23 protein-coding genes are annotated in these 22,265 nt (G+C 54.1%); all 23 read left to right on the plus strand.

All coding sequences use genetic code 11. From position 1 onward, the window contains the following. Positions 1 to 220 precede the first annotated feature (220 nt). The 23 genes from U5L73_RS04480 to slmA all read left to right on the plus strand — a co-directional run bounded on the left by U5L73_RS04480 (position 221) and on the right by slmA (position 22,146). Entirely contained in the window at positions 221 to 2,221 is a 2,001-nt protein-coding gene (locus tag U5L73_RS04480) for an SDR family oxidoreductase (protein WP_322561218.1), read from the plus strand. Between the two features lie 38 nt (positions 2,222 to 2,259). Then, the gene (gene fcl, locus U5L73_RS04485) at positions 2,260 to 3,216 is read left to right on the plus strand and encodes a GDP-L-fucose synthase (RefSeq protein WP_322561219.1); all 957 of its coding nucleotides are present in this window, start codon (positions 2,260 to 2,262) and stop codon (positions 3,214 to 3,216) included. Between the two features lie 58 nt (positions 3,217 to 3,274). Then, on the plus strand, positions 3,275 to 4,396 hold the full coding sequence (gmd, locus tag U5L73_RS04490) for a GDP-mannose 4,6-dehydratase (protein WP_322561220.1): 1,122 nt from the start codon (positions 3,275 to 3,277) through the stop codon (positions 4,394 to 4,396). A gap of 6 nt (positions 4,397 to 4,402) precedes the next feature. After that, entirely contained in the window at positions 4,403 to 4,831 is a 429-nt protein-coding gene (locus U5L73_RS04495) for a nucleotidyltransferase substrate binding protein (RefSeq protein ID WP_322561221.1), read from the plus strand. A gap of 2 nt (positions 4,832 to 4,833) precedes the next feature. Beyond that, complete coding sequence (locus tag U5L73_RS04500; protein WP_322561222.1) at positions 4,834 to 5,148, plus strand: nucleotidyltransferase domain-containing protein; 315 nt, start codon at positions 4,834 to 4,836, stop codon at positions 5,146 to 5,148. 2 nt (positions 5,149 to 5,150) lie between these two features. Beyond that, entirely contained in the window at positions 5,151 to 5,507 is a 357-nt protein-coding gene (locus tag U5L73_RS04505) for a hypothetical protein (protein WP_322561223.1), read from the plus strand. Beyond that, on the plus strand, positions 5,504 to 6,871 hold the full coding sequence (locus tag U5L73_RS04510; protein WP_322561224.1) for a lipopolysaccharide biosynthesis protein: 1,368 nt from the start codon (positions 5,504 to 5,506) through the stop codon (positions 6,869 to 6,871). The genes U5L73_RS04505 and U5L73_RS04510 overlap by 4 nt, the downstream gene beginning before the upstream one ends. An 8-nt stretch (positions 6,872 to 6,879) precedes the next feature. Continuing rightward, positions 6,880 to 7,677 (plus strand): class I SAM-dependent methyltransferase, encoded by a 798-nt coding sequence (locus U5L73_RS04515; RefSeq protein WP_322561225.1) that lies wholly within the window; start codon positions 6,880 to 6,882, stop codon positions 7,675 to 7,677. Next, positions 7,674 to 8,795, plus strand: coding sequence for a glycosyltransferase family 1 protein (locus U5L73_RS04520; protein WP_322561226.1), 1,122 nt, complete (start codon positions 7,674 to 7,676; stop codon positions 8,793 to 8,795). The genes U5L73_RS04515 and U5L73_RS04520 overlap by 4 nt, the downstream gene beginning before the upstream one ends. 8 nt (positions 8,796 to 8,803) lie before the next feature. Continuing rightward, complete coding sequence (locus U5L73_RS04525; RefSeq protein WP_322561925.1) at positions 8,804 to 9,760, plus strand: GDP-mannose 4,6-dehydratase; 957 nt, start codon at positions 8,804 to 8,806, stop codon at positions 9,758 to 9,760. A 282-nt stretch (positions 9,761 to 10,042) separates the two neighbouring features. Further along, entirely contained in the window at positions 10,043 to 10,255 is a 213-nt protein-coding gene (locus U5L73_RS04530) for a DapH/DapD/GlmU-related protein (protein WP_322561926.1), read from the plus strand. After that, positions 10,255 to 11,451, plus strand: coding sequence for a glycosyltransferase (locus U5L73_RS04535; RefSeq protein WP_322561227.1), 1,197 nt, complete (start codon positions 10,255 to 10,257; stop codon positions 11,449 to 11,451). Before U5L73_RS04530 ends, U5L73_RS04535 begins: the two co-directional genes overlap by 1 nt. Continuing rightward, a complete protein-coding gene (locus U5L73_RS04540) occupies positions 11,448 to 12,629 on the plus strand; it encodes a glycosyltransferase (RefSeq protein WP_322561228.1) in 1,182 nt (393 codons plus the stop codon). Before U5L73_RS04535 ends, U5L73_RS04540 begins: the two co-directional genes overlap by 4 nt. Further along, a complete protein-coding gene (locus tag U5L73_RS04545; protein ID WP_322561229.1) occupies positions 12,613 to 13,734 on the plus strand; it encodes a glycosyltransferase in 1,122 nt (373 codons plus the stop codon). The genes U5L73_RS04540 and U5L73_RS04545 overlap by 17 nt, the downstream gene beginning before the upstream one ends. Beyond that, positions 13,731 to 14,507: a glycosyltransferase family 2 protein gene (locus tag U5L73_RS04550; protein ID WP_322561230.1), complete on the plus strand. Its 777-nt coding sequence runs from the start codon at positions 13,731 to 13,733 to the stop codon at positions 14,505 to 14,507. Before U5L73_RS04545 ends, U5L73_RS04550 begins: the two co-directional genes overlap by 4 nt. After that, positions 14,504 to 15,475: an SDR family oxidoreductase gene (locus tag U5L73_RS04555; RefSeq protein WP_322561231.1), complete on the plus strand. Its 972-nt coding sequence runs from the start codon at positions 14,504 to 14,506 to the stop codon at positions 15,473 to 15,475. Before U5L73_RS04550 ends, U5L73_RS04555 begins: the two co-directional genes overlap by 4 nt. Further along, a complete protein-coding gene (locus U5L73_RS04560) occupies positions 15,459 to 16,019 on the plus strand; it encodes a sugar transferase (RefSeq protein WP_322561232.1) in 561 nt (186 codons plus the stop codon). Before U5L73_RS04555 ends, U5L73_RS04560 begins: the two co-directional genes overlap by 17 nt. After that, complete coding sequence (locus tag U5L73_RS04565; protein WP_322561233.1) at positions 16,003 to 16,419, plus strand: H-NS histone family protein; 417 nt, start codon at positions 16,003 to 16,005, stop codon at positions 16,417 to 16,419. The genes U5L73_RS04560 and U5L73_RS04565 overlap by 17 nt, the downstream gene beginning before the upstream one ends. Beyond that, positions 16,409 to 18,268: a nucleoside-diphosphate sugar epimerase/dehydratase gene (locus U5L73_RS04570; RefSeq protein ID WP_322561234.1), complete on the plus strand. Its 1,860-nt coding sequence runs from the start codon at positions 16,409 to 16,411 to the stop codon at positions 18,266 to 18,268. Before U5L73_RS04565 ends, U5L73_RS04570 begins: the two co-directional genes overlap by 11 nt. A gap of 87 nt (positions 18,269 to 18,355) precedes the next feature. Beyond that, positions 18,356 to 19,255 carry an acetylglutamate kinase gene (gene argB / locus U5L73_RS04575; RefSeq protein ID WP_322561235.1) on the plus strand — a complete coding sequence of 300 codons (900 nt, stop codon included), beginning with the start codon at positions 18,356 to 18,358 and terminating at the stop codon, positions 19,253 to 19,255. 63 nt (positions 19,256 to 19,318) lie between these two features. Next, positions 19,319 to 20,005, plus strand: a complete 687-nt coding sequence (locus U5L73_RS04580; protein WP_322561236.1) for a response regulator transcription factor — start codon at positions 19,319 to 19,321, stop codon at positions 20,003 to 20,005. Positions 20,006 to 20,020: 15 nt separating this feature from the next. Then, positions 20,021 to 21,433 carry a sensor histidine kinase gene (locus tag U5L73_RS04585; protein ID WP_322561237.1) on the plus strand — a complete coding sequence of 471 codons (1,413 nt, stop codon included), beginning with the start codon at positions 20,021 to 20,023 and terminating at the stop codon, positions 21,431 to 21,433. A 68-nt stretch (positions 21,434 to 21,501) separates the two neighbouring features. Then, positions 21,502 to 22,146, plus strand: coding sequence for a nucleoid occlusion factor SlmA (gene slmA / locus U5L73_RS04590; RefSeq protein ID WP_322561238.1), 645 nt, complete (start codon positions 21,502 to 21,504; stop codon positions 22,144 to 22,146). The last annotated feature ends 119 nt before the right edge of the window (positions 22,147 to 22,265 follow it).

Below are 22,265 nucleotides of genomic sequence, written 5' to 3' on the forward strand. Positions count from 1 at the left end.
CTCCTCTTTTGAGTGTGACGTGCAGCAAGGGTGGGTGTCTCCACTTGCGTGGGAATGACTCTAAGCGCTGAACCCGCGGGTGTGTAGATGGCTTCCACTAAGAAGCACGGTCGTTCGCAACCGTATTGCCTGCAGTATTGGAGCCGGCGGGTTAGTCGGGTTAACGATGAAATCCGCGAGCCCAAAGTCCGTCAGAATAAATTCATTAACAGGAGCATGTATGCGGTATTTCGTCACGGGAGCTACAGGATTCATTGGTAAACGTCTGGTCAAGAAGTTATTGCAGCGCAAAGGCGCTACGGTGCATTTCCTGATCCGGCAAGAAAGTGAAGAAAAGGTAGCGGGGTTGCGGGAGTATTGGGGGCTGACGGACACCAAGTCTCAAGGGCGGGCCGTTCCTGTTTTTGGCGATCTCAAAGGGAAAAAACTCGGAGTGTCTGCAGAGACCGTCAAAACCCTGAAAGGGCAGGTGGATCACTTCTACCATTTGGCCGCGGTGTATGACTTGGAGGCTGATGAGGAGTCTCAGATCGCGGTGAATGTAGACGGCACGCGAAACACGGTGGAGTTCGCCAAAGCCATTGATGCGGGCCATTTCCACCACGTGTCTTCGATTGCTGCCGCGGGTCTGTATGAAGGCGTATTCCGCGAGGATATGTTTGAAGAAGCTGAGAATTACGACCATGCTTACTTCATGACCAAGCACGAGAGTGAAAAAATCGTGCGCAAAGAATGCAAGGTGCCGTGGTCGGTGTACCGCCCCGCCATGGTGGTCGGCGACAGCACCACCGGCGAGATGGACAAGATCGATGGTCCGTATTACTTCTTCAAGCTGATTCAGCGCATGCGCCAGTTGCTCCCGCCATGGATGCCATCTATCGGCCTAGAAGGGGGGCGGGTCAACATTGTTCCTGTTGACTTTGTGGTCGATGCGCTGAACGCGATCAGCCACAAGCAAGGGATCGCCAAGCAGTGTTACCACTTGGTAGACCCCGTGGGCTACCGGGTGGATGATGTCCTGGATATTTTCAGCAAGGTTGCACATGCGCCGAAGATGAACATATTCGTGAACGCTGCCTTGCTGGGGTTTATTCCCCGTAGCGTGACCAAAAGCCTGATGGCGCTGGCACCGGTGCGGCGGGTGCGCAGTGCCATCATGAAGGACCTGAGCCTGCCCGAAGACATGATGACCTTCATCAACTACCCGACCCGCTTTGATTGCCGGGGGACGTTGGCAATGCTCAAGGGCACAGGCGTCGAGTGCCCGAATCTTAAGGACTATGCATGGAAGCTGTGGGACTACTGGGAGCGTCACCTCGATCCCGATTTGCACATTGACCGCACCTTGCGAGGCACTGTGGGGGGCAAAGTGGTGTTGATCACCGGAGGTTCATCTGGAATCGGACTGGCTGCCGCCCACAAGTTTGCGGAGGCCGGTGCCACCACCATCATCTGCGGGCGTGACGTAGATAAATTAGAAGAGGCTTGCAAGGATGCCAAGGCGAAGGGCTATAGCTTTGTGGCTTATCCCGCTGATATTGCCGATATGGCCGATTGCGACCGGTTTGTAGCTTTGTTGATTGAAAACCATGGAGGCGTGGACTTTTTGATCAATAACGCGGGTCGCTCCATCCGCCGCGCCATCGAGTCGAGTTATGACCGTTTCCACGACTACGAGCGCACCATGCAGTTGAATTATTTTGGTTGCCTGCGGGTCACTATGGGGTTATTGCCGGGTATGGTGGCCAAGAGAAAAGGGCATGTGGTCAATATCAGCTCCATTGGCTTGCTGACCAATGCCCCGCGATTCAGCGCCTATGTGGCCTCCAAGGCCGCGCTGGATGCCTGGACACGTTGCGCATCCAGCGAGTTTGCGGATCAAGGTATCAGTTTCACCACCATTAATATGCCTTTGGTGCGCACCCCGATGATTGCCCCCACCGGTATCTACAACAATGTACCCACCCTTTCGCCCGAGCAAGCGGCCGATATGGTGGCTGACGCTTGCATCAGCAAACCGGTGCGGATTGCCACTAGGCTTGGTATTACGGGGCAGGTGATGCATGCGTTGGTGCCTCGTATTGCCCAGATTGCCATGAATACCAGTTTCAGAATGTTCCCGGACTCTTCTGCAGCAAAAGGGGCCAAACCCGGGGAGAAATCGAAGCTATCTCCCGAAGCCATTGCCATGCAGCAAATGATGCGGGGTATTCATTTCTAAGCGTGGATAATCTTTGTCTCGAACGGTAAGGGGCCTGAATGTTTGTTAGTGAGAAGATTTACGTTGCCGGCCATCGCGGGATGGTCGGCAGTGCCATAGTGCGGACCCTTCTGGGGCAGGGCGTGCGGCAGCAAGACATCATCACCCGCACCCATGCTGAGCTAGACCTGTGCAACCAAGCCGCAGTGCGAGCCTTCTTTGCCCAAGAGCGCCCCAGTCAGGTCTATCTGGCAGCCGCCAAAGTAGGTGGCATTCACGCCAACAACACCTACCCGGCAGACTTCATCTACGACAACTTGATGATGCAGGCCAATGTCATCCACGCCGCGCACACCTATGGCGTGCAAAAACTGCTGTTCCTAGGCAGCAGCTGCATCTACCCCCGCCTGGCCTCCCAGCCTATGTCGGAGAGCGCCTTGCTCACCGGCACCCTGGAGCCCACCAACGAACCCTACGCCATCGCCAAGATTGCCGGCATCAAGCTCTGTGAGAGCTATAGCCGACAACACGGACGCGACTACCGTAGCGTCATGCCCACCAACCTCTACGGCCCGGGCGACAACTACCACCCCGAAAATAGCCACGTCATCCCCGCACTCATCCGCCGCTTCCACGAAGCCAAACTCAGCGGTGCGCCGGAAGTCGCCATCTGGGGCACTGGCACGCCCAAACGCGAATTTTTGTATGTGGACGACATGGCTGCTGCCAGTGTGTTCGTCATGAACTTGAATGAGGCCATCTACCAAGCCAACACCGCCCCCATGTGCAGCCACATCAACGTGGGTTTCGGTAGCGACGTCACGATCGCCGAGCTAGCCCATGCGGTTGGGACAGCCGTTGGCTACCAAGGTCGCATTACCTTTGATGCAACCAAACCCGACGGTGCCCCCCGCAAATGGATGGACAGCAGTCGCCTCAATGCTCTGGGCTGGCAAGCCACGGTCGGTCTGCAGCAAGGCCTGACACTTGCTTATCAAGAATTCTGTGGTGAATAAGCCCCTAGCCCCCGTAATTATTGGGTAAGCAGCTCATAAATTTATAGCGAAATCGATCATGACTATTCCTAGCGGCACTCCATCTGCCACCAATACAGCCCCCAAAGTCGCCCTCATCACCGGCGTGACCGGTCAAGACGGCTCCTACCTTGCAGAGCTCTTGCTGGAAAAAGGCTACGAAGTGCACGGCGTCAAGCGCCGCGCAAGTTCCTTCAACACCAGCCGGGTAGACCACATCTACCAAGACCCCCACATCGACAACGCTCGCTTCAAACTGCACTACGGCGACCTAACCGACACCAGCAACCTCACGCGGCTGATCCAGCAAGTGCAGCCGGACGAAATCTATAACTTGGGCGCCCAAAGCCACGTGGCCGTTAGCTTTGAGAGCCCCGAATACACTGCCGACGTAGACGCCATAGGCACCCTCCGCATCCTAGAAGCCATCCGCATCCTTGGCCTAGAGAAGAAAACCCGCTTCTACCAAGCCAGTACCAGCGAGCTCTACGGCCTAGTGCAAGAAATCCCGCAAAAGGAAACCACCCCTTTTTACCCCCGCAGCCCCTATGCAGTGGCCAAGATGTATGCCTACTGGATAACGGTCAACTACCGCGAGGCCTACGGCATTTACGCATGCAACGGCATCTTGTTTAACCACGAAAGCCCCCGCCGCGGCGAAACCTTCGTTACCCGCAAAATTACCCGTGGCCTGGCCAATATCGCCCAAGGCTTGGAGCAATGCCTCTACATGGGCAACATGGACGCCCTGCGCGACTGGGGCCACGCCAAGGACTACGTGCGCATGCAATGGATGATGCTGCAACAAGACACGCCCGAAGACTTTGTTATTGCCACCGGCGTGCAATACAGCGTGCGCCAGTTTATTGAATGGACCGCCGCAGAGCTAGGCATGCCACTGCGCTGGCAAGGCCATGGCGTGGAAGAAGTCGGTTACTGGAACGATAAAGCCATCGTCAAGATTGACCCCCGCTATTTCCGCCCGGCGGAGGTGGAAACCCTGCTGGGGGACCCGACCAAAGCCAAACAGAAACTGGGGTGGGTGCCGGAGATTACGGCGCAGGAGATGTGCAAAGAGATGGTCGCCCATGACCTAGCGCAGGCCAAGCAGCATGCGCTGCTCAAGGCCAATGGCTACAACGTCAACGTGAGCGTGGAATAGAGAATCATGGGCCAAGGCGCAAGCACAAGCAGCCATGACGTGCGCTGGAGGCGGCGTTTCGATAACTCTCAACGCGCCATGCACCAGCTTACCCTCGCCATCGAGCGCAAAGCACAAAGACCCCTGTCAGATCTTGAGCAGCAGGGCTTGCTTCAAGGCTTCGAGTTCACGCATGAGCTTGCGTGGAACGTACTCAAAGACTACCTTGAAATGGAGGGTATTCAAGGGCTTGTGGGTTCCAGAAGCACAGTGCACGAAGCCTTCGACAGGGGTCTAGTGGCCGATGGCGAGCCTTGGATGGATATGATCGAAAAACGCAACCTCTCCAGCCACATTTACAACCCAGCTGTGGCCAACACACTATCTGAAGCCATTGTTGGCCGTTACTACCCTGCACTCATGGCGCTGCAGCAACGCTTTGCCTCCAGCCTTTGACTATGCTCGAATTCGGTTTGCCTCGCGCCACCTGCAGCATCATTCGGCGCATCTTGGCTGTCGTGCCCGAGGTAGATAAAGCAGTCGTCTATGGTTCAAGGGCCAAAGGTAGCCAAAGCCTAGGCTCCGACATCGACCTTACTCTATTTGGCCAAGACTTAACCCTCACAACACTGAGGCACATAGCTGCCCAGCTCGATGAGTCGACCATACCCTACCCAGTTAACCTCTCGGTGTTTGACCGCATTGTGCACCCTGTGCTGCGCGAGCACATCGAGCGGGTGGTGCAGGTGTTTTACTTCGTTGTCAGGCGGTAGCCATGCAACAACTAAAAATCGCCATAGCCGGCACCGGCTACGTAGACTTAGCCAACGGCGTGTTGCTTTCCCAGTACCACGAAGTAGTGGCGCTAGACATGTTGCCCGCCAAGGTGGACATGCTTAACCGCAACCAATCCCCCATTGAAGACGCCGAGCGGCAAGATTTTTTAACTAACAAACCGCTCAACTTTCGTGCCACGCTAGACAAGCAAGACGCCTACACCGGCGCCCACTTTGTCATCAGCGCCACCCCTATCGACTACGACCCCACTGCCAAAGATGCGCGTTCAGTAACGATGAAAAGCTTTGTCGGTTCCGTTTGTGGTGGTAACCATAGTGCTAGGTGCCCAGGTTGAAAGTGCTCAACGTTATCCGTTATGTTCGATTGAGACCCTTTGATCAACAAACTGAGCAAGGTCGAGCTGCTGAGCGGTACCGATTGGCAGCAGTATCAATAATCGCCAATGTGCTAAGTAGAGTTTTTGGCATTGCACTAACGCTGCTCAGTGTGGGCCTAACCCTGCCCTATCTTGGTGCCGAGCGCTTTGGCATCTGGATGACTGTGGCGAGTTTTGCAGCTATTTTGACCTTTCTTGATTTAGGTGTCGGTAATGCGCTAACCAACCACGTCGCCCAGCGAGCGGCATTGTCCGACAGACCACTGTTGCGCAGTACGATCAGCGGTGGCTTGGGATTTTTAGCCATTATTGGTGTCTGTATCGGTGCATTGTTATGTCTCCTCGCTGTGTCTCTACCTTGGGAAAAGATCATCAAAGTCACAGACCAAGCGCTCCTGCCTGAAGTGCGGATCGCAGCCATTGGTTTTGCGTTACTTTTTGGGGCAAATATTTTTTCATCTGGGGTCGCCAGAGTTTATGTGGGCATGCAGCAAGGTTTTATAGTGCATCTTGTAACCGCGTTCACCACAGTCTTTGCATGCGTTGCCATGTGGTATGCGGCCGAAACTAAACAAGGCATACTAGTATTGCTTTGTATTGTGATGGGTGCACAAATAATTAACGGCCTTGTTTTGCTTGTAAAGCTGGCAAAGGACGGGCTATTTTCAATTCGTTGTTCTGTATTCGGAGTTGTTGCTGAATCCAAATTCTTAATTAAGGCAGGCGGATTGTTCTTTCTGCTGCAAATTGGCATGATGGTCGGCTGGGGGGCAGACAGCCTGATTATCGCCAATGCATTAGGGGCGGCGCAGGTAGCGGTTTTTAGTGTGGTGCAACGACTTTTCCAGTTCGCAACACAGCCCTTAAATATTATTAACGCACCTCTATGGCCGGCATACGCTGATGCAGATGCAAGGGGCGACGGAGATTTTATAAGGAAGACGCTTCGTAAAAGCATGCTGCTGACGTTTAGTCTGGCGACGTTGTCTGCAATCGTACTGCTGTTTATTTACCCTTGGCTAGTTAAATATTGGACGCAGAGTGCAATCACTGCTGGTTTTGGTTTTGTGGCACTGTATGCGGTATGGTCGGTGTTGGATGCTTGTGGTAATGCATTTGCTATGTTTTTGAATGGCTCTGGAGTTATTGGCTTGCAAGTCCGTGTAACAACTTTATTTGTCTTGATTGCTTTGCCCTTGAAGATGCTTTTAGTGCATGATTTCGGTATTTCGGGTTTGATTGGGGCAACAGTTTTTTCATACATAATATGCGTTGCAGCCGTCTACGGTTATATGTACAGAAGATTTCTATTTAAATTTTGAGAAGAACAATGAGTACGTATTCAGGAGATATGGGCTTTGGTTCTTGCCGTCTGTGCGGTAATGCAAGCATAAATTCGATATTTGGCGCTAGTATTTTTGATGTAAATATTAATTATTTCGATTGCGCTGTTTGCAGCTATGTTCAAACCGAACAGCCACACTGGCTAGATAGAGCTTACGAATCAGCTATCAATAATTGCGATACCGGCATTATGGCTCGCAATCTGTCGAATATTGGGTTGGTCTTGGCTACATTGTCCGTACTAAATAGGGCAAGCGGTACAGTGGTTGATTGCGCTGGTGGCTACGGCATCCTTGTGAGGCTGCTGCGCGACCGCGGGGTAGAGGCCCTTTGGTCGGACCCCTATTGCGAAAACTTGCTTGCAGTAGGCTTTGAACACACAACAGAAAAAGCCGAGCTGGTCACTGCTTTTGAAGCATTCGAGCATTTTGTTGATCCGTTGCTTGAAGTTGAAAAACTATTTGCAGTTGCCCCCAATTTACTCATCTCTACCAGTTTGATTGCCACACCTGCGCCGCTGCCAGATAAGTGGTGGTACTACGGCCTTGACCATGGGCAACACATTGGATTTTTTAGGTTGCAAACCTTACAGTTCATTGCTGAGAAATTTAATAAGCATATGGTGACCGATGGAGTCGGGTATCACCTATTTACTGATAAGCCAATTAGTGCAACGGAATGGAATTTGAAAGCACGTGTAGCGCGACGTATGCCATCGTTGTTTAGCCGCAAGCTTCGATCAAAAATTTGGTCGGACTTTGAAAAAATGAGTGCAAAGTCGTGAAAATCGTTTACGACCATCAAATCTTCACACAGCAATCCTATGGCGGTATCTCTCGCTATTTTGTTCGCTTGGCCCAAGGTTTACTGGCGCTGGGGGATCAAATTGATGTGGTTGCGCCCATTCACCTCAATTGCTATCTGCGAGACGTGCCCAACTCGATGGTGCACGGGTTTCGGCTGAAGCGATTCCCGCCAAAAACGGGCCGTTTGGTGATGCTGGCGAATCACTATCTAAGTAACATTAAATTGCATAGTTTGCCTGCCGACATACTGCATGAAACTTATTACAATGCCAAGCCGGTGTGTGCCGGTACCAAGGGCCGTGTAATAACCGTCTACGATATGATCCACGAAAAATATGCAGCCAATTTCTCCGCTAAAGACCCAGCTGTTGGAAACAAAAAAATAGCCGTTTCCCGCGCTGATCACGTTATATGCATATCGCACAGTACTAAAAACGACTTGTGCTCCATGTTTGGGATGCCGGATCACAAGGTTTCTGTGGTGCACCTTGGGTTTGAGAAGTTTGATGCACTGCCAAGGGCCATCGAGCCACAAGCTAGCCTAACAAGCCCTTTTTTGCTTTACGTTGGCTCGCGTGGTGGTTACAAAAACTTTGAGCGGATGCTCCGGGCCGTTGCTCTAAACCCTGCGTTAAAAAAATCCATTGACGTGGTGGCGTTTGGTGGCGGGCCATTTAACAGTGTTGAGCACGCGCTGATTGCCACGCTTGGGTTTGGCCCCAATGCAGTGCGGCAGGTTGGTGGGGGCGACGCGGTGCTAGGTGGGCTGTATGCCCGTGCCCGTGCCTTTGTGTATCCGTCGGTTTACGAAGGTTTTGGCCTGCCGCCGCTTGAGGCCATGGCGCACGATTGCCCGGTGGTATCCAGCAACAGCAGTTCAATGCCCGAAGTGGTCGGCGATGCGGGGGCCTATTTCGACCCGTTGGATGTGCAGGCGCAGTCCGAGGCAATTGCCAGTGTGGTTTTTGATGAAACGCGCCGCAACGCTCTAGTTGCCGCAGGGCGGCAGCGCCTGCAATTGTTCTCATGGGAGCGCTGCGCCCGTGAAACGCATGCGGTTTATCAAAAAGTACTTATAGCCAAGGATGCCCATTGAAAACTGCTTTGATATGTGGCGTGGGCGGGCAAGACGGTGCCTATTTGTCGCGCCTGTTACTTGGTAAGGGCTACCGCGTCTTCGGCACTTCTAGGGATGCGCAGGGTGGTAGCTTTGCAAACCTTCAGCGATTGGGGGTTCATAGCCGGGTTAACCTCTTATCAATGGCACCGGAAGACTTTAGAAGCGTCTTGATGGCCATGAAGGCAGCCCAGCCCGACGAGGTTTATTTTTTAGCGGGCCAGTCGTCTGTGGGTTTGTCATTTGAGCAGCCCGCCGAGACAATTCAGAGCTTCATGCTGGGCACGCTTAACGTGCTGGAGGCCTGCCGCATGATGGATAAACCCGCTAGGCAGTATCACGCCGGGTCTAGCGAGTGTTTCGGCGACACGGGCGGCGCGCCCGCCACCGAGACAACGCCCTTTAGCCCCCGCAGCCCTTACGCCGTGGCCAAAGCGTCGGCCTATTGGCTGGTGAACAATTATCGCGAGGCCTATGGTTTGTATGCCTGCACCGGCATTTTGTTTAACCACGAATCGCCATTGCGGCCAAGCCGCTTCGTTACCCAAAAAATTGTGCAAGCCGCTAAACGCATTGCGGTTGGCTCCACAGAAAAGCTAATCCTTGGCCGCATGGATATTTCACGTGATTGGGGCTGGGCGCCGGACTATGTAGAGGCGATGTGGTTGATGCTGCAGCAGGACAGCCCAGACGACTACGTGATAGCCACCGGCCATACCTTTTCATTGCAAGAGTTTGTGGCAACCGCTTTTGAGTTGCACCAGCTAGATTGGCGCGACCATGTGCTTCAAGACCCCAAACTGTTCAGGCCGTCGGATATTTTGATTAACTGTGCTGATCCTGGCAAAGCCCAGAAGCAACTTAAGTGGGTTGCTAGTTTGCAGGGCGGGGCAGTGGTACAAGAGATGATGAAGCCTGCTGGTGCTGGAAACGTCTGTGGTTAGGTCATGATTAGGCACTTTGCAAACCTGTTTTTAAGCGTGCTACCGCCATCACGTCTTTTCTATTTTCGTCGTCTGCTTCTTCTTTGGTCTGGGTTGGAGCTTGAAATCGGCGTCAAGTTTTGCGGAAGGGGTTGGGTGTACGGTCGAGGTCGTGTGCGTATAGCGGCTGATACGTGGCTAAGTCCGGGCGTAATTTTTCACTCGCATCTAGATGCTCCAATTTATATTGGTAGCCGTGTTGATGTTGGGCCGGGTGTGGAGTTCATAACCGGCAGTCATGTAATGGGTACAAGTGAACGACGTGCGGGTAATGGCACAGCAAAGTCCATAACTATCGGTAACGGTTGTTGGATCGGTGCTAAAAGTATTATTCTTGGCGGTGTTTCTGTTGGCCCCGGCAGTGTGGTAGCCGCCGGCAGCATCGTTACGCGTGACGTACCAGCCAACGTACTCGTAGCTGGCGTACCCGCGAAAATTAAGAAAAGCTTGTCGTGATGGCTCTGGGACTGCCTAAGAATAACCAGCCGCTGGTTCTCGTGATGTGCAACGCGCTAGACGACGCTACGCGGCTACAAAGACAAATTACGACCGATAGCCCGGCCGCGTCACGAAAAGTATTCAATATGTGTTTAGCGCTTAAGCTGGCCGGTGTGCGCGCATATGTGCTGAGTTTAGGCCGTGGCAGAGCAAGCGGGTCAGGTGACTGCTACCGCGTAAAGGTGTGCCGCGTAGACCGGGTTCTTACTGTTTATGCGCCCTTCTCGCATTTGCGGGTTTGGTCTGAGCTGTTGTCGCTGTTCGGGCATTTGAAAGCTGTTTATCGCTTCGCCTCGCGACCTAACAAGGTGATTGTTTTTTATAATAGGCAGTTAGCTTACTTGCCGTCTTTGTACCTTGCCAGTTTTCTTGGCTATAAATGTTTTCTCGATCTAGAGGATGGCGAAGTAGAGTCCGGGAAATCGCTTGGTGTGTTGTCGAGGTTTCTTGTCACGCAGTTTGAAAAGCATTGCCGGTCTGGTGCCTTGCTGGCGTGCAGCGCACTTGAGCCAATGACATCTATCCGACCGACGCTTGCCTATTACGGCACTGCTGAAAGTAACTGCTACGAACTGCGGCTTCAGTCCACAGCAGTTACTTGCTTAATGCCAGGCACGCTCACACCCTCAACTGGAGCGGACACTTTGGCCGAGGCGATTCGGCGGTTGCGAGATCGTCAGCCCGCATGGTGTGATCTACTGACTTTTGAAATAACAGGTAAGGGTGCAAGTTTGCCTTTGTTTCAACAATTAGCCGCTACCTCGGGTGTGCCCAGGGTCCATGTACACGGCCGCACGACCGACAATCGTTACCGCGAGATACTAAACATCTGCGACGTGGGCCTAGCTCTAAAGCCGGTGGGGGGGCATTTGGCGGATACAACTTTCCCCTCAAAAGTAATCGAATTTGCTGGGGCGGGCTTATTGGTGCTTTCCAGCGATATCAGCGATGTACGTGCTGTATTCGGTGATGGTGCGCGGTATTTGGACCGGAATGACCCAGAATCATTGATAGTCAGCTTGGCTGGCATCGTGCGCGACCGTATCGCTGCTCAAAATACGGCAAAAAATGGCAGGCAAACCGTGGTGAATAGGTTCGCACCGTTTCAAATGGGCAAACAGTTACGCGCGTTCTTTTTTGAATCAAACGGATGAAAAAGTCATTTTCAAAAATCTTTACTTGGCAACCGGTCTTAACAGACCATCAGGCCTTTACGCACCATGAGCTTGCCCTGCAGAGCGACGCATCAATGCTCGCTTATGTTTCGCGTTTTGAGGATTCGACTAGACAAGCTCAGGGTTGGGTAGACACAAGCGTAATGAGTGTTCCACGTGCATTAATACCCGCGGCTAGCTTTCTTCGAAGCAGCTTAAGAGTATTGTGGAAAAACCGAGAACATGTGCACTTTTTTGGCAGTGTATTTGAAGACCCGCGTTTGTATTTTTTAATGTGGACGGCAACGCTTATGGGTATCACTTGTTACCTCATATCAGAGCCTTACTCACCGGTTGCTTTAGGTTACTTTGGTGATCGCAGTATAGTTCGTGAGCGTGTTAAAGCAAAACTTCGGCCATTTTTGTATCGAGTCTACGTTTTGACGCTTCGTAAACGCATCTGCGGTGTTTTTGCTATGTCGCAACTTGCTGTGCAACAGTATGCGGAAGCCGGTATGCCGAGAGAAAAAATTTTTCCTTTTGGTTATTTTGTTCCTGCGCTTGTACCAAGCACAGAAGCGGCACAGTCAGTTCGCAGGTCAGCCCAACTTCGCTTGGTATTCGTTGGGAGTTTAATTAGTAGAAAGGGGTTGGATACGTTAATCGAAGCGGTATACATGGGTGTTGCTCGTGGTGCAGACATACAGCTGGACATATTTGGCCCCGGTGATCCGCGCCTATTCGACATTGACGAAAAAAACGTCTGCTACAGGGGTCTGATCCCTTTTGGCCAGACCCAGCAATATTTGCCGGGGTACGACTTTTTGGTGCTGCCCAGCCAGTACGACGGTTGGGGTGTGGTAGTAAATGAGGCTCTGTGCGCGGGCGTCCCAGCAATTTGCAGCGACCAGGTGGGTGCCCGCGTGTTGGTTGAAACTTTTGGTGCCGGTAAATTGTTCGCACGCGGTGATGCCACCGCTCTGTCTGCACTGTTTGTGTTGCTTGCTCAGAACTCGGACATGCAACAAGCATGTAAAGCTGCGTGCCCGGCGGCGGCGGAGGCTATTCAGCCGTCCCGTGCTGCTGCGTACATGTTGAAAGTCATGCTGGCCAATATTGACGAGCGGTCGCATATTAAATCTCCTTGGTACGGAGGAATGAATGACCAGAGAACCTAACAAACCCATGGTTCGTCTGCACCTCACTAACGTAGCAGGTGCCGGTGCCACCCAGTTGCTTCTGTCTTTGTTGCCCGCGCTTGAACGCGATTCAGGTGTCGTCATCAGCCGGATAGAGTTACCAGATAGAGGTTTGCTTTCTACTTACCGCAGCGAACATGTGAATACAGTCATAGCCGTTTATCGGCGTAGGGTTAGCAATGCATTGTCGCGTGTGCTGGAATGCGTTTTGCTGTCTGGTAAGTTCGACGGCGTGACACCGCTTCTTGTTCTCGGTGATTTACCTTTGAGATGTAAATGCCCTCAAATAGTTTTTGTGCAAACGCCTAATTTAATTGTTCCAAAGGGCGGGAAACTTCGTCTGAGTAGTTTTCGATATTTGGTGGCTCGCGCGATTTTTCGATTTAACTTGAAAAGAGTTCAAGCCTTTATTGTTCAAACCAATGTCATGAAAGCCGAGTTGGAGCGCAGTTACCCCTTCGTGGTGGGGCGAGTGCACGTTATTGCGCAACCAGTGCCGGATTGGTTGCTTAAGAGCGGTCTCAGGCGTGTAGGTCGTATCGTTGATAAGTCTGTTGATGCATTGCACCTAATTTATCCTGCAGCTGGGTATCCGCATAAAAATCATGCGCTTTTATCGAGTATTGATCGGCAGCAAGTTTGGCCAGTGAAGAGTCTTGACCTAACCCTCGACCTTGCAGCACATCCGGCTAGTTATTTAGATTGGGTGCGGTGCAAAGGCTTTTTGTCTGCGGCTCAAATGATTGAATCCTATGCATCTGTTGATGCAGTTTTATTCCTGTCGAAGGAAGAAAGTTATGGATTTCCGCTCATTGAGGCGATGTTTGTGGGCTTGCCCATCGTTTGCCCAGACCTGCCCTATGCGCGTATTCTATGCGGTGATCAGGCAATTTACTTTGACCCGGATTCGGCTGAGTCCTTGCGCGCGGCGCTACTTGAGCTCATGCACCGAATTACTCAGGGCTGGTGGCCAAATTGGCATGCGCAGTTAATGATAATCCCAAAAGATTGGGAAACAGTGGCTAGACAAATGTTGAGCGTGACGGTTCACGACGCGACATTTGCTGTTTCGGTTAATAAATGAAAATATCCATCGTCACCGTCGCCTACAACAGCGCCGCCACTATTGCCGATACGCTGCGTACAGTGGCGATGCAGACGCATCAGAATTTTGAGCATTTGGTCATTGACGGCAAATCGAAGGACTCAACCCTTGCAGTGGTCGCAGCGCACCGCTACCCCGGTTTAACTTTGGTATCCGAGCCAGACAGCGGCATTTACGACGCTATGAACAAAGGGCTGCGGCTTGCCACCGGCGAGGTTATTGGTTTCCTAAATTCTGATGATTTTTATGCTGATGCTGCTGTGCTTGAAAAGGTGGCTGCGGCTTTTCAAGATGCGTCGGTAGAGGCGTGTTTTGCTGACTTGGTGTACGTTACTCCTGATAACAGTCGCGTTGCTCGCTTTTGGAAATCAAAGCCTTTTACCAAAGGCGACTTTTCCAAGGGCTGGTGCCCGGCGCACCCCACTTTTTACATACGTAAATCTGCCTTGCGGCGTCTGGGTGGTTTTGATGAGTCTTTTAAGTTGGCGGCAGATGTGGAATTCATGATGCGCTACCTTGAACGTGGCGCTGTGCAGTCCGTCTACATTCCTCATGTACTAGTGCGTATGCGCTTGGGCGGCACATCCAATCAAAGCTGGGGTAATGTGTGGCAGCAAAACAAAGCAATTTTTGAGGCACTTCGTAAAAACAAGGTGCCTTTTAATGTTTTTAGCTTTTGGGCGAACAAGTTGGTAAGCCGGGCCTGGCAGGTCGTGGCGGCTAGGTTGGTAAAACCAGGGCCATTAGCATGAGTGTGCTGGTCACCGGTGCCAACGGCTTTGTAGGGCGTGCGATTTGCATGCGTGCCGCAGCCACCGGGCTTGCGGTGCAGGCTGCTACGCGCGCTGCGGCTGATCTGCCCAGCGTGGGGCCCAGTGTGGCAGTTGGCGCGGTGGATGAGTCCACCTGTTGGCAAGCTGCGTTGGCGGGCTGCAGCGCTGTGGTGCACCTGGCTGCCCGCGCGCACATCATGCGTGACGTTGCGGCTGACCCATTGCTTGAGTTTCGCCACGTCAACGTGGATGGCACCCTGAACCTGGCTCGCCAAGCTGCCGCAGCGCGTGTGCGGCGTTTCGTGTTTATTAGCTCGGTCAAGGTCAACGGAGAGGCCACGCAACCAGGCCAGCCCTTTGGGGCTGACGACGCGCCCGCGCCGCAGGATGCGTACGGGGTGTCCAAGATGGAAGCTGAGCAGGGCTTGCGCGAATTGGCCGCCCGGACCGGTATGGAGGTGGTAATTATTCGCCCGCCCTTGGTGTATGGGCCCGGCGTTAAGGCCAACTTTGCCACCATGGTGCGTTGGTTGCAACGCGGAGTGCCGCTGCCCTTGGGCGCTGTAAACAACCAGCGCAGCTTGGTGTCGCTAGATAACCTTGTCGACCTTATCATCACCTGCCTCACCCACCCGGCGGCAGCCAACCAGACCTTCATGGTGTCAGACGGGCAAGACGTGTCCACCACTGAGTTGCTGCGCTCCATGGGCCAAGCCCTGGCCGCCAACAATCAAGGCCACCCCGCACGCCTGCTGCCTGTGCCGGCAGCCCTGCTCAAAGCCGTTGCTGCTCTGCTGGGCAAGGGCGATGTAGTGCAGCGGCTATGTGGGTCTTTGCAGGTGGATATTGTTAAAACGCGCGAGTTGTTGGGCTGGGCGCCGTTGGTGACGTTGGATGAAGGCTTGAGGCGAGTACTTTTAGAAACATATGATGAAACGTCTTTTTGATCTGCTAATAGTCTTTCTCGCAGCGGTGTTTTTGCTGGTGCCTATTGTGTTTGTGGCGCTATTGGTCCGCATTACCTCGGTAGGGCCTGCGCTATATTGGTCAAAGCGCGTGGGGCGAGGAAACCGGATATTCACAATGCCAAAATTTCGCAGTATGCGAGTTGGCACCCCCGCTGTAGCAACCCATCTATTGGATAACCCTGAGGAATACCTGACGCAGATCGGAAGTTTTTTACGCAAAAGTAGTCTGGATGAGTTGCCGCAACTCTGGAGCATCCTTAAGGGTGACATGAGTTTTGTGGGCCCGAGGCCGGCGCTATTCAACCAACAAGACTTGATTGATTTGCGCACAGAGGCGGGCGTGCATGTATTGCTTCCAGGCTTAACTGGCTGGGCGCAGATTAACGGGCGGGACGAACTGCCTATTGGCCAAAAAGTAGCGTTCGATGTCGAATATTTGAATCGCCGCTCGCTAACATTTGATATCTACATCATATACACAACGGCTGCTAGGGTAATTCGGCGTAGTGGTGTTGCGCACTGATGTAGTATCCACTTTGTTTTTAATTTCGGAGTTGAACATGTCCAATCTAATTGATATCCAAAGCCAAATCGATAAGCTGCAAAAGCAAGCTAACGAAATCAGGTCTAAAGAATTCGGCGGTACGGTTCAGGAGATTTTGGCCAAAATGCAAGCTTTCGGTATTACCGTCAAAGACTTGCAAACTGCCAAACCTGCGAAGGCAGGTAAAGGCGGACGCAAAGCCAAAGTTGGTACTGAAAAGACGGTAAAAGCGCCCAAGAGGGTTGCGGTTGCCGTGCCCCCAAAATACCGTGGCCCCAATGGAGAGACTTGGTCCGGCCGTGGTTTAACGCCCAAGTGGTTGTCGGCCTTGATCGCACAAGGTCAGTCCAAGGAATCTTTCGCCATCAATGCACAGTAAGGTGCTCGCTTGGCCGCGATGGGCTAAGCGATTGATCGTGATCGCACTGGATGTGCTGCTCGCGATTTTTTCCACATGGATCGCATATTCGTTGCGACTAGATGGATTGCACAGGCCCGCGGAAGCACAGTGGTGGGTTTATGGCATTGCTCCTGTGTTGGTAATCCCGATATTTATCCGCTTCGGGCTTTATCGTGCAATCTTCCGGTACACCGGTCAAGCGGCATTGATTGCGACGGGGAAAGCAGTCGCTCTCTATGCGCTTGCGTTGTCCTCCCTGCTGATGTGGCATCAATGGCCAATGGTTCCGCGCAGTTTGGGGTTACTCCAGCCATTGGTATTTCTGGTCTTGGTCGGCGCCAGTCGTGCGTTTGCCCGATTCTGGCTGGCCGGAGTGGATGCGACTTCTCGTGGCTCTGAAGGGCGCCTATTAATTTATGGGGCCGGCAACGAGGGGGCCCAGACGGCCGCTGCTTTGGGGGTGGCGCGGCAGTATGAGTTGGTCGGCTTTGTAGATGATGATGAGACTATGGCGGGGCGAAGTTTGAACGACCTTCCTGTCTACTCTTCAAACGCATTGTCACGGCTGGTCTCGAATGAGGCGATTACAGATATCTTGCTCGCCATGCCTAATGCGCCACGTGAGCGGCGAAACCAAATTATCGCGAAGCTGGACGGATTGCCGGTTCACGTGCGGACGCTACCCAGCATCTCGGACCTAGCCAGCGGTAAAGTGACGATTCAGGATATCCGGGAACTTGATATCGAAGATTTGCTTGGCAGGGATCCGGTGCCTCCGTCCGAAGAATTATTGAACCGCGAGTTGACTGGCAAAGTTGTATTGGTAAGTGGTGCGGGTGGCAGCATCGGCTCTGAACTAGCTCGCCAAATTTGTTTGCAAGCGCCCACTAAATTGTTCTTGCTGGATCACAATGAATTCGGCTTGTATTCAATCCATCAAGAGCTTTTGGCGATTGGCTTAAAGAGTGGAACCCCCGTCGAGTTGGTTCCTCTTTTGGGTAGTGTTGCTAACGTTGAGCGCCTGCGCGAAATTCTGGCGGCCTATAAGCCATCAGTCGTGTACCACGCTGCCGCCTATAAACATGTGCCCATGGTGGAAGAAAATCCTGGCGAAGGCGTGCGCAACAACATCTTTGGTACCGTAAACCTCGCGCGGGCTGCGGCTGATGCGGGCGTGGCGCGCTTTGTTCTTATCAGCACCGATAAGGCCGTACGCCCCACCAATGTGATGGGAGCTACCAAGCGAGTGGCAGAGTTGGTGCTGCAAGCTTTGGCTGCGGAAAACACGCGCACTCGCTTTTCTATGGTTCGTTTCGGCAATGTGCTGGGCTCCAGCGGAAGCGTGGTACCTCTTTTTCGTAAGCAGCTGGCTGAAGGCGGCCCGCTCACTGTGACCCATGTAGAGGTAACCCGCTACTTCATGACGATTCCGGAGGCTGCACAGTTGGTGTTGCAAGCCGGTGCCATGGGGCAGGGTGGTGATGTCTTCGTGTTAGACATGGGGGGGCCGGTGAAAATCATGGACCTCGCTCGCCGAATGGTGCAGCTATCCGGGCTCTCTATTCGCGACGCCGAACATCCCGATGGAGATATAGAAATCGCTCTAACAGGTTTGCGTACCGGTGAAAAGCTTTACGAAGAGCTGCTGATTGGCGACAACCCGCAGGCGACAGAGCACCCTCGAATCATGAAGGCGCATGAACCCTATGTGCCGTGGGACCAGCTGAAGCCCGAGCTGGATAACTTGTACCTCGCGGCCGAACGTAATGATGCCAACGCCATCAAAGCGTTCATGCTGAAGCACGTACAGGGTTATCAGTCCGCTTGAAGCACAACCTGTAGAGTGCCGGACACATGCGGCACAATTTAGCCTTGGACATTCTCATTCGGTATCGCTTTCAACTTGGTGCTTTTCATGACCGACGTTACATCCGCCACAGCCATTGCCCCCTTCGATCAAGCCCAGATTCTGGCGCGGGCCTTGCCGTATATCCGCAAGTTCCATGGCAAGACCATGGTCATCAAATATGGTGGCAACGCCATGACCGATCCAGCGCTGCAAAAAGCCTTTGCGGAAGACGTGGTGTTACTCAAACTGGTGGGTATCAATCCGGTTGTAGTGCATGGAGGCGGCCCTCAAATTGAAGGGTTGCTCAAGCGCCTCGGCAAGAAAGGTGAGTTCATCCAAGGGATGCGGGTCACAGATCCCGAAACCATGGAAGTGGTCGAGTGGGTGCTCGGCGGAGAGGTCCAGCAAGATATCGTCGGTTTGATCAACCAGGCGGGTGGCAAGGCAGTCGGATTGACCGGGCGCGATGGCGCCATGATCCGCGCCCAGAAGCTCAAGATGCTTGACAACGCAGACCCGAGCAAAGAGCACGATGTGGGTCAGGTTGGGGATATTGTCAGTGTCGACCCCAGTGTGGTGAAAGCCTTGCAGGACGATGCGTTCATCCCGGTGGTGAGCCCCATTGGTTTTGGTGAGAACAACGAGAGCTACAACATCAACGCCGATGTGGTGGCTGCCAAGTTGGCCACGGTGCTCCAAGCCGAAAAGCTGATGATGTTGACCAACATCAGCGGCGTGTTGAACAAGCAGGGCGCCTTGATGACGGACCTGACCGCCCAGCGTATTGATGAGTTGTTCGCCGATGGCACCATCAGTGGCGGTATGTTGCCCAAAATCGCCGGTGCGCTGGATGCGGCCAAAAGCGGTGTCAATTCGGTCCACATCATCGATGGACGGGTGCCCCATGTGCTGCTGCTCGAAATCCTGACGGATCAAGCCTTCGGCACCATGATCCGCTCCCATTGAGTCAAGCTGCTATTGTTTTTGTAGCTGCTTGCGCAGATATCACATGGGCTTAAAAGGCATTTGATGCGTCTGTTACTCGTAGAAGATGACGTGATGGTTGCCAGCGGCATCAAACTCGGTCTGTCTGACGCCGGCTATGCCGTCGATTGGGTGGGCAGTGCCGAGCGCGCTCTGGAGGTCACCAGAACTGAGTCGTTTGATGTGGCGGTCGTGGACATCGGCTTGCCGAACATGGATGGCCTCTCACTCACCCAAGCGATGCGCAAGGCAGGGCAGACCATGCCGGTATTGATCCTCACCGCGCGTGATGCGCTGCAGGATCGGGTCCAGGGGCTAGACATGGGGGCGGATGACTACATGGTCAAGCCTTTTGAGCTGCCTGAGTTGTTGGCACGCTTGCGGGCTTTGCTACGGCGGTCGCAGGCGGCTACTTCCTCGGTGCTGAGCTTCGGTCCGCTGGAGCTGGATACCGCGCAGCGTGTCGCTTGCATCCGGGTAGACGGTGCGGCCGCTACTGCACTTGAGCTCGGCCCTCGCGAGTGGACCGTCATGGAGTACTTGCTGTTGCAGGCCCCCAAGCCCGCGAACAAAGACAAGCTGCTGCAGGCGCTGACAGGCTGGGACAAAGAAATCACCCCCAACGCGGTAGAGGTATACATTTCCCGGCTCAGGGGGAAGTTAGAGCCGCATGGCGTCGCGTTGCGCTCTATTCGCGGTTTCGGATACCGGCTAGAGCTGGCCGCAGCCTGAGTGGTCCCCTCTGGCATGTCCAAGGGTTTGCAGCGGCGTTTGCTGCTGTTGCTGCTGCTTCCCTTGTTTTTGTTGGCCATGCTGAACGCGTGGTTCGACTACCGCTCTGCCGACAGTGCCGCCTTGCAGCAAGACCGGCAATTGGTCCGCATGGTCCCTTTGCTGGCGGATTCGGTGGTTGCCAAAGGCGATCCATCGTCGCCGGCCTTGGTGCTGCTCACCGCTCCGCCGGTTGACGAGTTCCTGAACAGCCGCCCGGGCATGTCGGCCATGGCCGTTGTTGGCATGGATGGCGTCGTGCGGGCTGGGGCCGACTGGCTCTACGGTATGCCGCCGAGCACCAAAGAGCCTGCTTTTTCGAGCCAGGAGTTTGAGGGCGTCACCTATCGCATCGTCAGCCAAAGGGTGCAAACCGTGGCTGGTGAGCTTGTGGTGCGGCTTGCTGACGGTTCCGACCCCCGCCAGCAATGGCTTCGTTTACTGGCCTTGAAGGTGTTGTTGCCGAATCTGATTTTGGCTTTCGCTGGGTTTTTTGCGGTGCGCTGGGCGGTGGGTACCGCTTTGCGCCCCTTGCTGACCCTTCGCGAGGCCTTGGAGCGTCGCTCCCCGAGGGATTTGTCCGCCCTGGACCCCGATGCGTCGCCAGACGAGGTGAGGCCCTTGGTGGAGTCGCTGAATCGGTTATTCGGCCTGGTAAATGCGCAGGCAGAAAGCCAGGCCCGGTTTGTTGCGGATGCTGCGCACCAACTGCGCACCCCGCTTGCCGGCCTCCAGGCACAGGTGGAAGCATGGGCGCAGGTGGTAGATCCGCATGGAAGCAAAGGAAAAGCGGCACTAGCCTCCGAAAGAGCTGCGCCTGGCGCTATCACTTTAGGAGCGGATCAGGTCTTGCGGCTTCGCCATGCGGCGCGGCGCACTTCGCAGCTTGCCAATCAATTGCTGGCCTTGTCGCGGGCGGATTCGCGCAGCGCCAACATTCAGCCACTGCAACGCGTCGACCTCTTGCAGCTGTGTGAAACGCTGCTGGAATCCCAGCTGGATGCGGCCATGGCCAAGCAAATAGACCTCGGGCTGGACGTGACTCCGGTTCACGTAAGTGGCCAGGAGTGGTTGCTGCGCGAGCTGATGACCAATTTGGTGGACAACGCGATCAAATACACCCAAGAGGGCGGCCGGGTCACGATCCGGTGCGGGCAACAAGGCCAGGCATTTCTGGAGGTCGAAGACGATGGCCCCGGCGTGCCCTCCGGTGAGCGCTACCGGGTGCTGGAGCGCTTCTACCGGGTAGCGGGTACCGCCGTCGAGGGCAATGGCTTGGGCCTGGCCATTGCCAGCGAAATTGCCCATGTCCATCGCAGCCAGCTGGAGTTGCAGGCAGGTGCTGGAGGCAAGGGGCTGCGGGTGACACTCCGCTTTCCCCTCGCTTGAAAAGCCTAGCGCGTTGCGCGTGCGAGAATTTAAGTGAACACTAACTAGCCCTTGAGACCAGACGTGCCATGACCGATACCTCTGCTGAGACTTCATCTGACGACGCGCCAACGCGCAAGCGGCCCAAACCCGGGGAGCGCCGGGTTCAGATTCTCCAAATGTTGGCCAGCATGCTGGAGCAACCCGGTGGCGAACGCATTACGACCGCAGCATTGGCCGCGCGGCTGGAGGTCAGCGAGGCCGCGCTGTACCGGCATTTCGCCAGCAAAGCGCAAATGTTTGAGGGCTTGATTGACTTCATCGAGCAAACGATTTTTTCGCTGATCAACCAGATCATCGAAAAAGAAGCCGCCGACCCCGCCCCCGATGTCGGCGTGCGGCAGTCGCATCGCATTCTCAGCATGCTGGTGCAGTTTGTCGAAAAGAACCCCGGAATGGCCCGTGTGATGGTGGGTGATGCACTGGTGCTGGAGCACGAGCGCTTGCAGCAGCGCATGAACGCGCTGTTTGACAAAGTGGAAACCACGGTCAAGCAATGTCTTCGGGATGGCCGCTTGGCGGCACCGACGCAGGTGGGTGCGGTTGATGCGCAAATTCAAGCTTCTACTGCAGTGGCTTTTGTGGCGGGCCGCTTGCAGCGGTTTGCCCGATCCGGGTTCAAGCGCTTGCCGTCGGAGCACCTCGACAGCGCATTGAGTTTGATGCTGGGGTAAACCCTAGTTTGCCTTAGAAGTGACCCTCTAGAGGGGGTGGGTACTTCACAGTGTCGAGTGAAATGCTGCAAAATAGCACGATCGTTCTATTTTGATTGTCACTCGTCTATGTCGCTTGC

Source organism: Rhodoferax sp., from assembly GCF_034520025.1.
GTDB lineage: Bacteria > Pseudomonadota > Gammaproteobacteria > Burkholderiales > Burkholderiaceae_C > Allorhodoferax.

What these genes read in the sequence shown, in the direction of transcription:
- gmd (WP_322561220.1), top strand. Translation starts at nt 3,275, where the DNA reads ATGACTATTCCTAGCGGCACTCCATCTGCCACCAATACAGCCCCCAAA.
- U5L73_RS04585 (WP_322561237.1), top strand. Translation starts at nt 20,021, where the DNA reads ATGTCCAAGGGTTTGCAGCGGCGTTTGCTGCTGTTGCTGCTGCTTCCC.
- U5L73_RS04555 (WP_322561231.1), top strand. Translation starts at nt 14,504, where the DNA reads ATGAGTGTGCTGGTCACCGGTGCCAACGGCTTTGTAGGGCGTGCGATT.
- U5L73_RS04560 (WP_322561232.1), top strand. Translation starts at nt 15,459, where the DNA reads ATGAAACGTCTTTTTGATCTGCTAATAGTCTTTCTCGCAGCGGTGTTT.
- U5L73_RS04495 (WP_322561221.1), top strand. Translation starts at nt 4,403, where the DNA reads ATGGGCCAAGGCGCAAGCACAAGCAGCCATGACGTGCGCTGGAGGCGG.
- U5L73_RS04550 (WP_322561230.1), top strand. Translation starts at nt 13,731, where the DNA reads ATGAAAATATCCATCGTCACCGTCGCCTACAACAGCGCCGCCACTATT.
- U5L73_RS04580 (WP_322561236.1), top strand. Translation starts at nt 19,319, where the DNA reads ATGCGTCTGTTACTCGTAGAAGATGACGTGATGGTTGCCAGCGGCATC.
- U5L73_RS04545 (WP_322561229.1), top strand. Translation starts at nt 12,613, where the DNA reads ATGACCAGAGAACCTAACAAACCCATGGTTCGTCTGCACCTCACTAAC.
- U5L73_RS04535 (WP_322561227.1), top strand. Translation starts at nt 10,255, where the DNA reads ATGGCTCTGGGACTGCCTAAGAATAACCAGCCGCTGGTTCTCGTGATG.
- U5L73_RS04480 (WP_322561218.1), top strand. Translation starts at nt 221, where the DNA reads ATGCGGTATTTCGTCACGGGAGCTACAGGATTCATTGGTAAACGTCTG.
- slmA (WP_322561238.1), top strand. Translation starts at nt 21,502, where the DNA reads ATGACCGATACCTCTGCTGAGACTTCATCTGACGACGCGCCAACGCGC.
- U5L73_RS04505 (WP_322561223.1), top strand. Translation starts at nt 5,151, where the DNA reads ATGCAACAACTAAAAATCGCCATAGCCGGCACCGGCTACGTAGACTTA.
- fcl (WP_322561219.1), top strand. Translation starts at nt 2,260, where the DNA reads ATGTTTGTTAGTGAGAAGATTTACGTTGCCGGCCATCGCGGGATGGTC.
- argB (WP_322561235.1), top strand. Translation starts at nt 18,356, where the DNA reads ATGACCGACGTTACATCCGCCACAGCCATTGCCCCCTTCGATCAAGCC.
- U5L73_RS04570 (WP_322561234.1), top strand. Translation starts at nt 16,409, where the DNA reads ATGCACAGTAAGGTGCTCGCTTGGCCGCGATGGGCTAAGCGATTGATC.
- U5L73_RS04540 (WP_322561228.1), top strand. Translation starts at nt 11,448, where the DNA reads ATGAAAAAGTCATTTTCAAAAATCTTTACTTGGCAACCGGTCTTAACA.
- U5L73_RS04500 (WP_322561222.1), top strand. Translation starts at nt 4,834, where the DNA reads ATGCTCGAATTCGGTTTGCCTCGCGCCACCTGCAGCATCATTCGGCGC.
- U5L73_RS04530 (WP_322561926.1), top strand. Translation starts at nt 10,043, where the DNA reads ATGGGTACAAGTGAACGACGTGCGGGTAATGGCACAGCAAAGTCCATA.
- U5L73_RS04515 (WP_322561225.1), top strand. Translation starts at nt 6,880, where the DNA reads ATGAGTACGTATTCAGGAGATATGGGCTTTGGTTCTTGCCGTCTGTGC.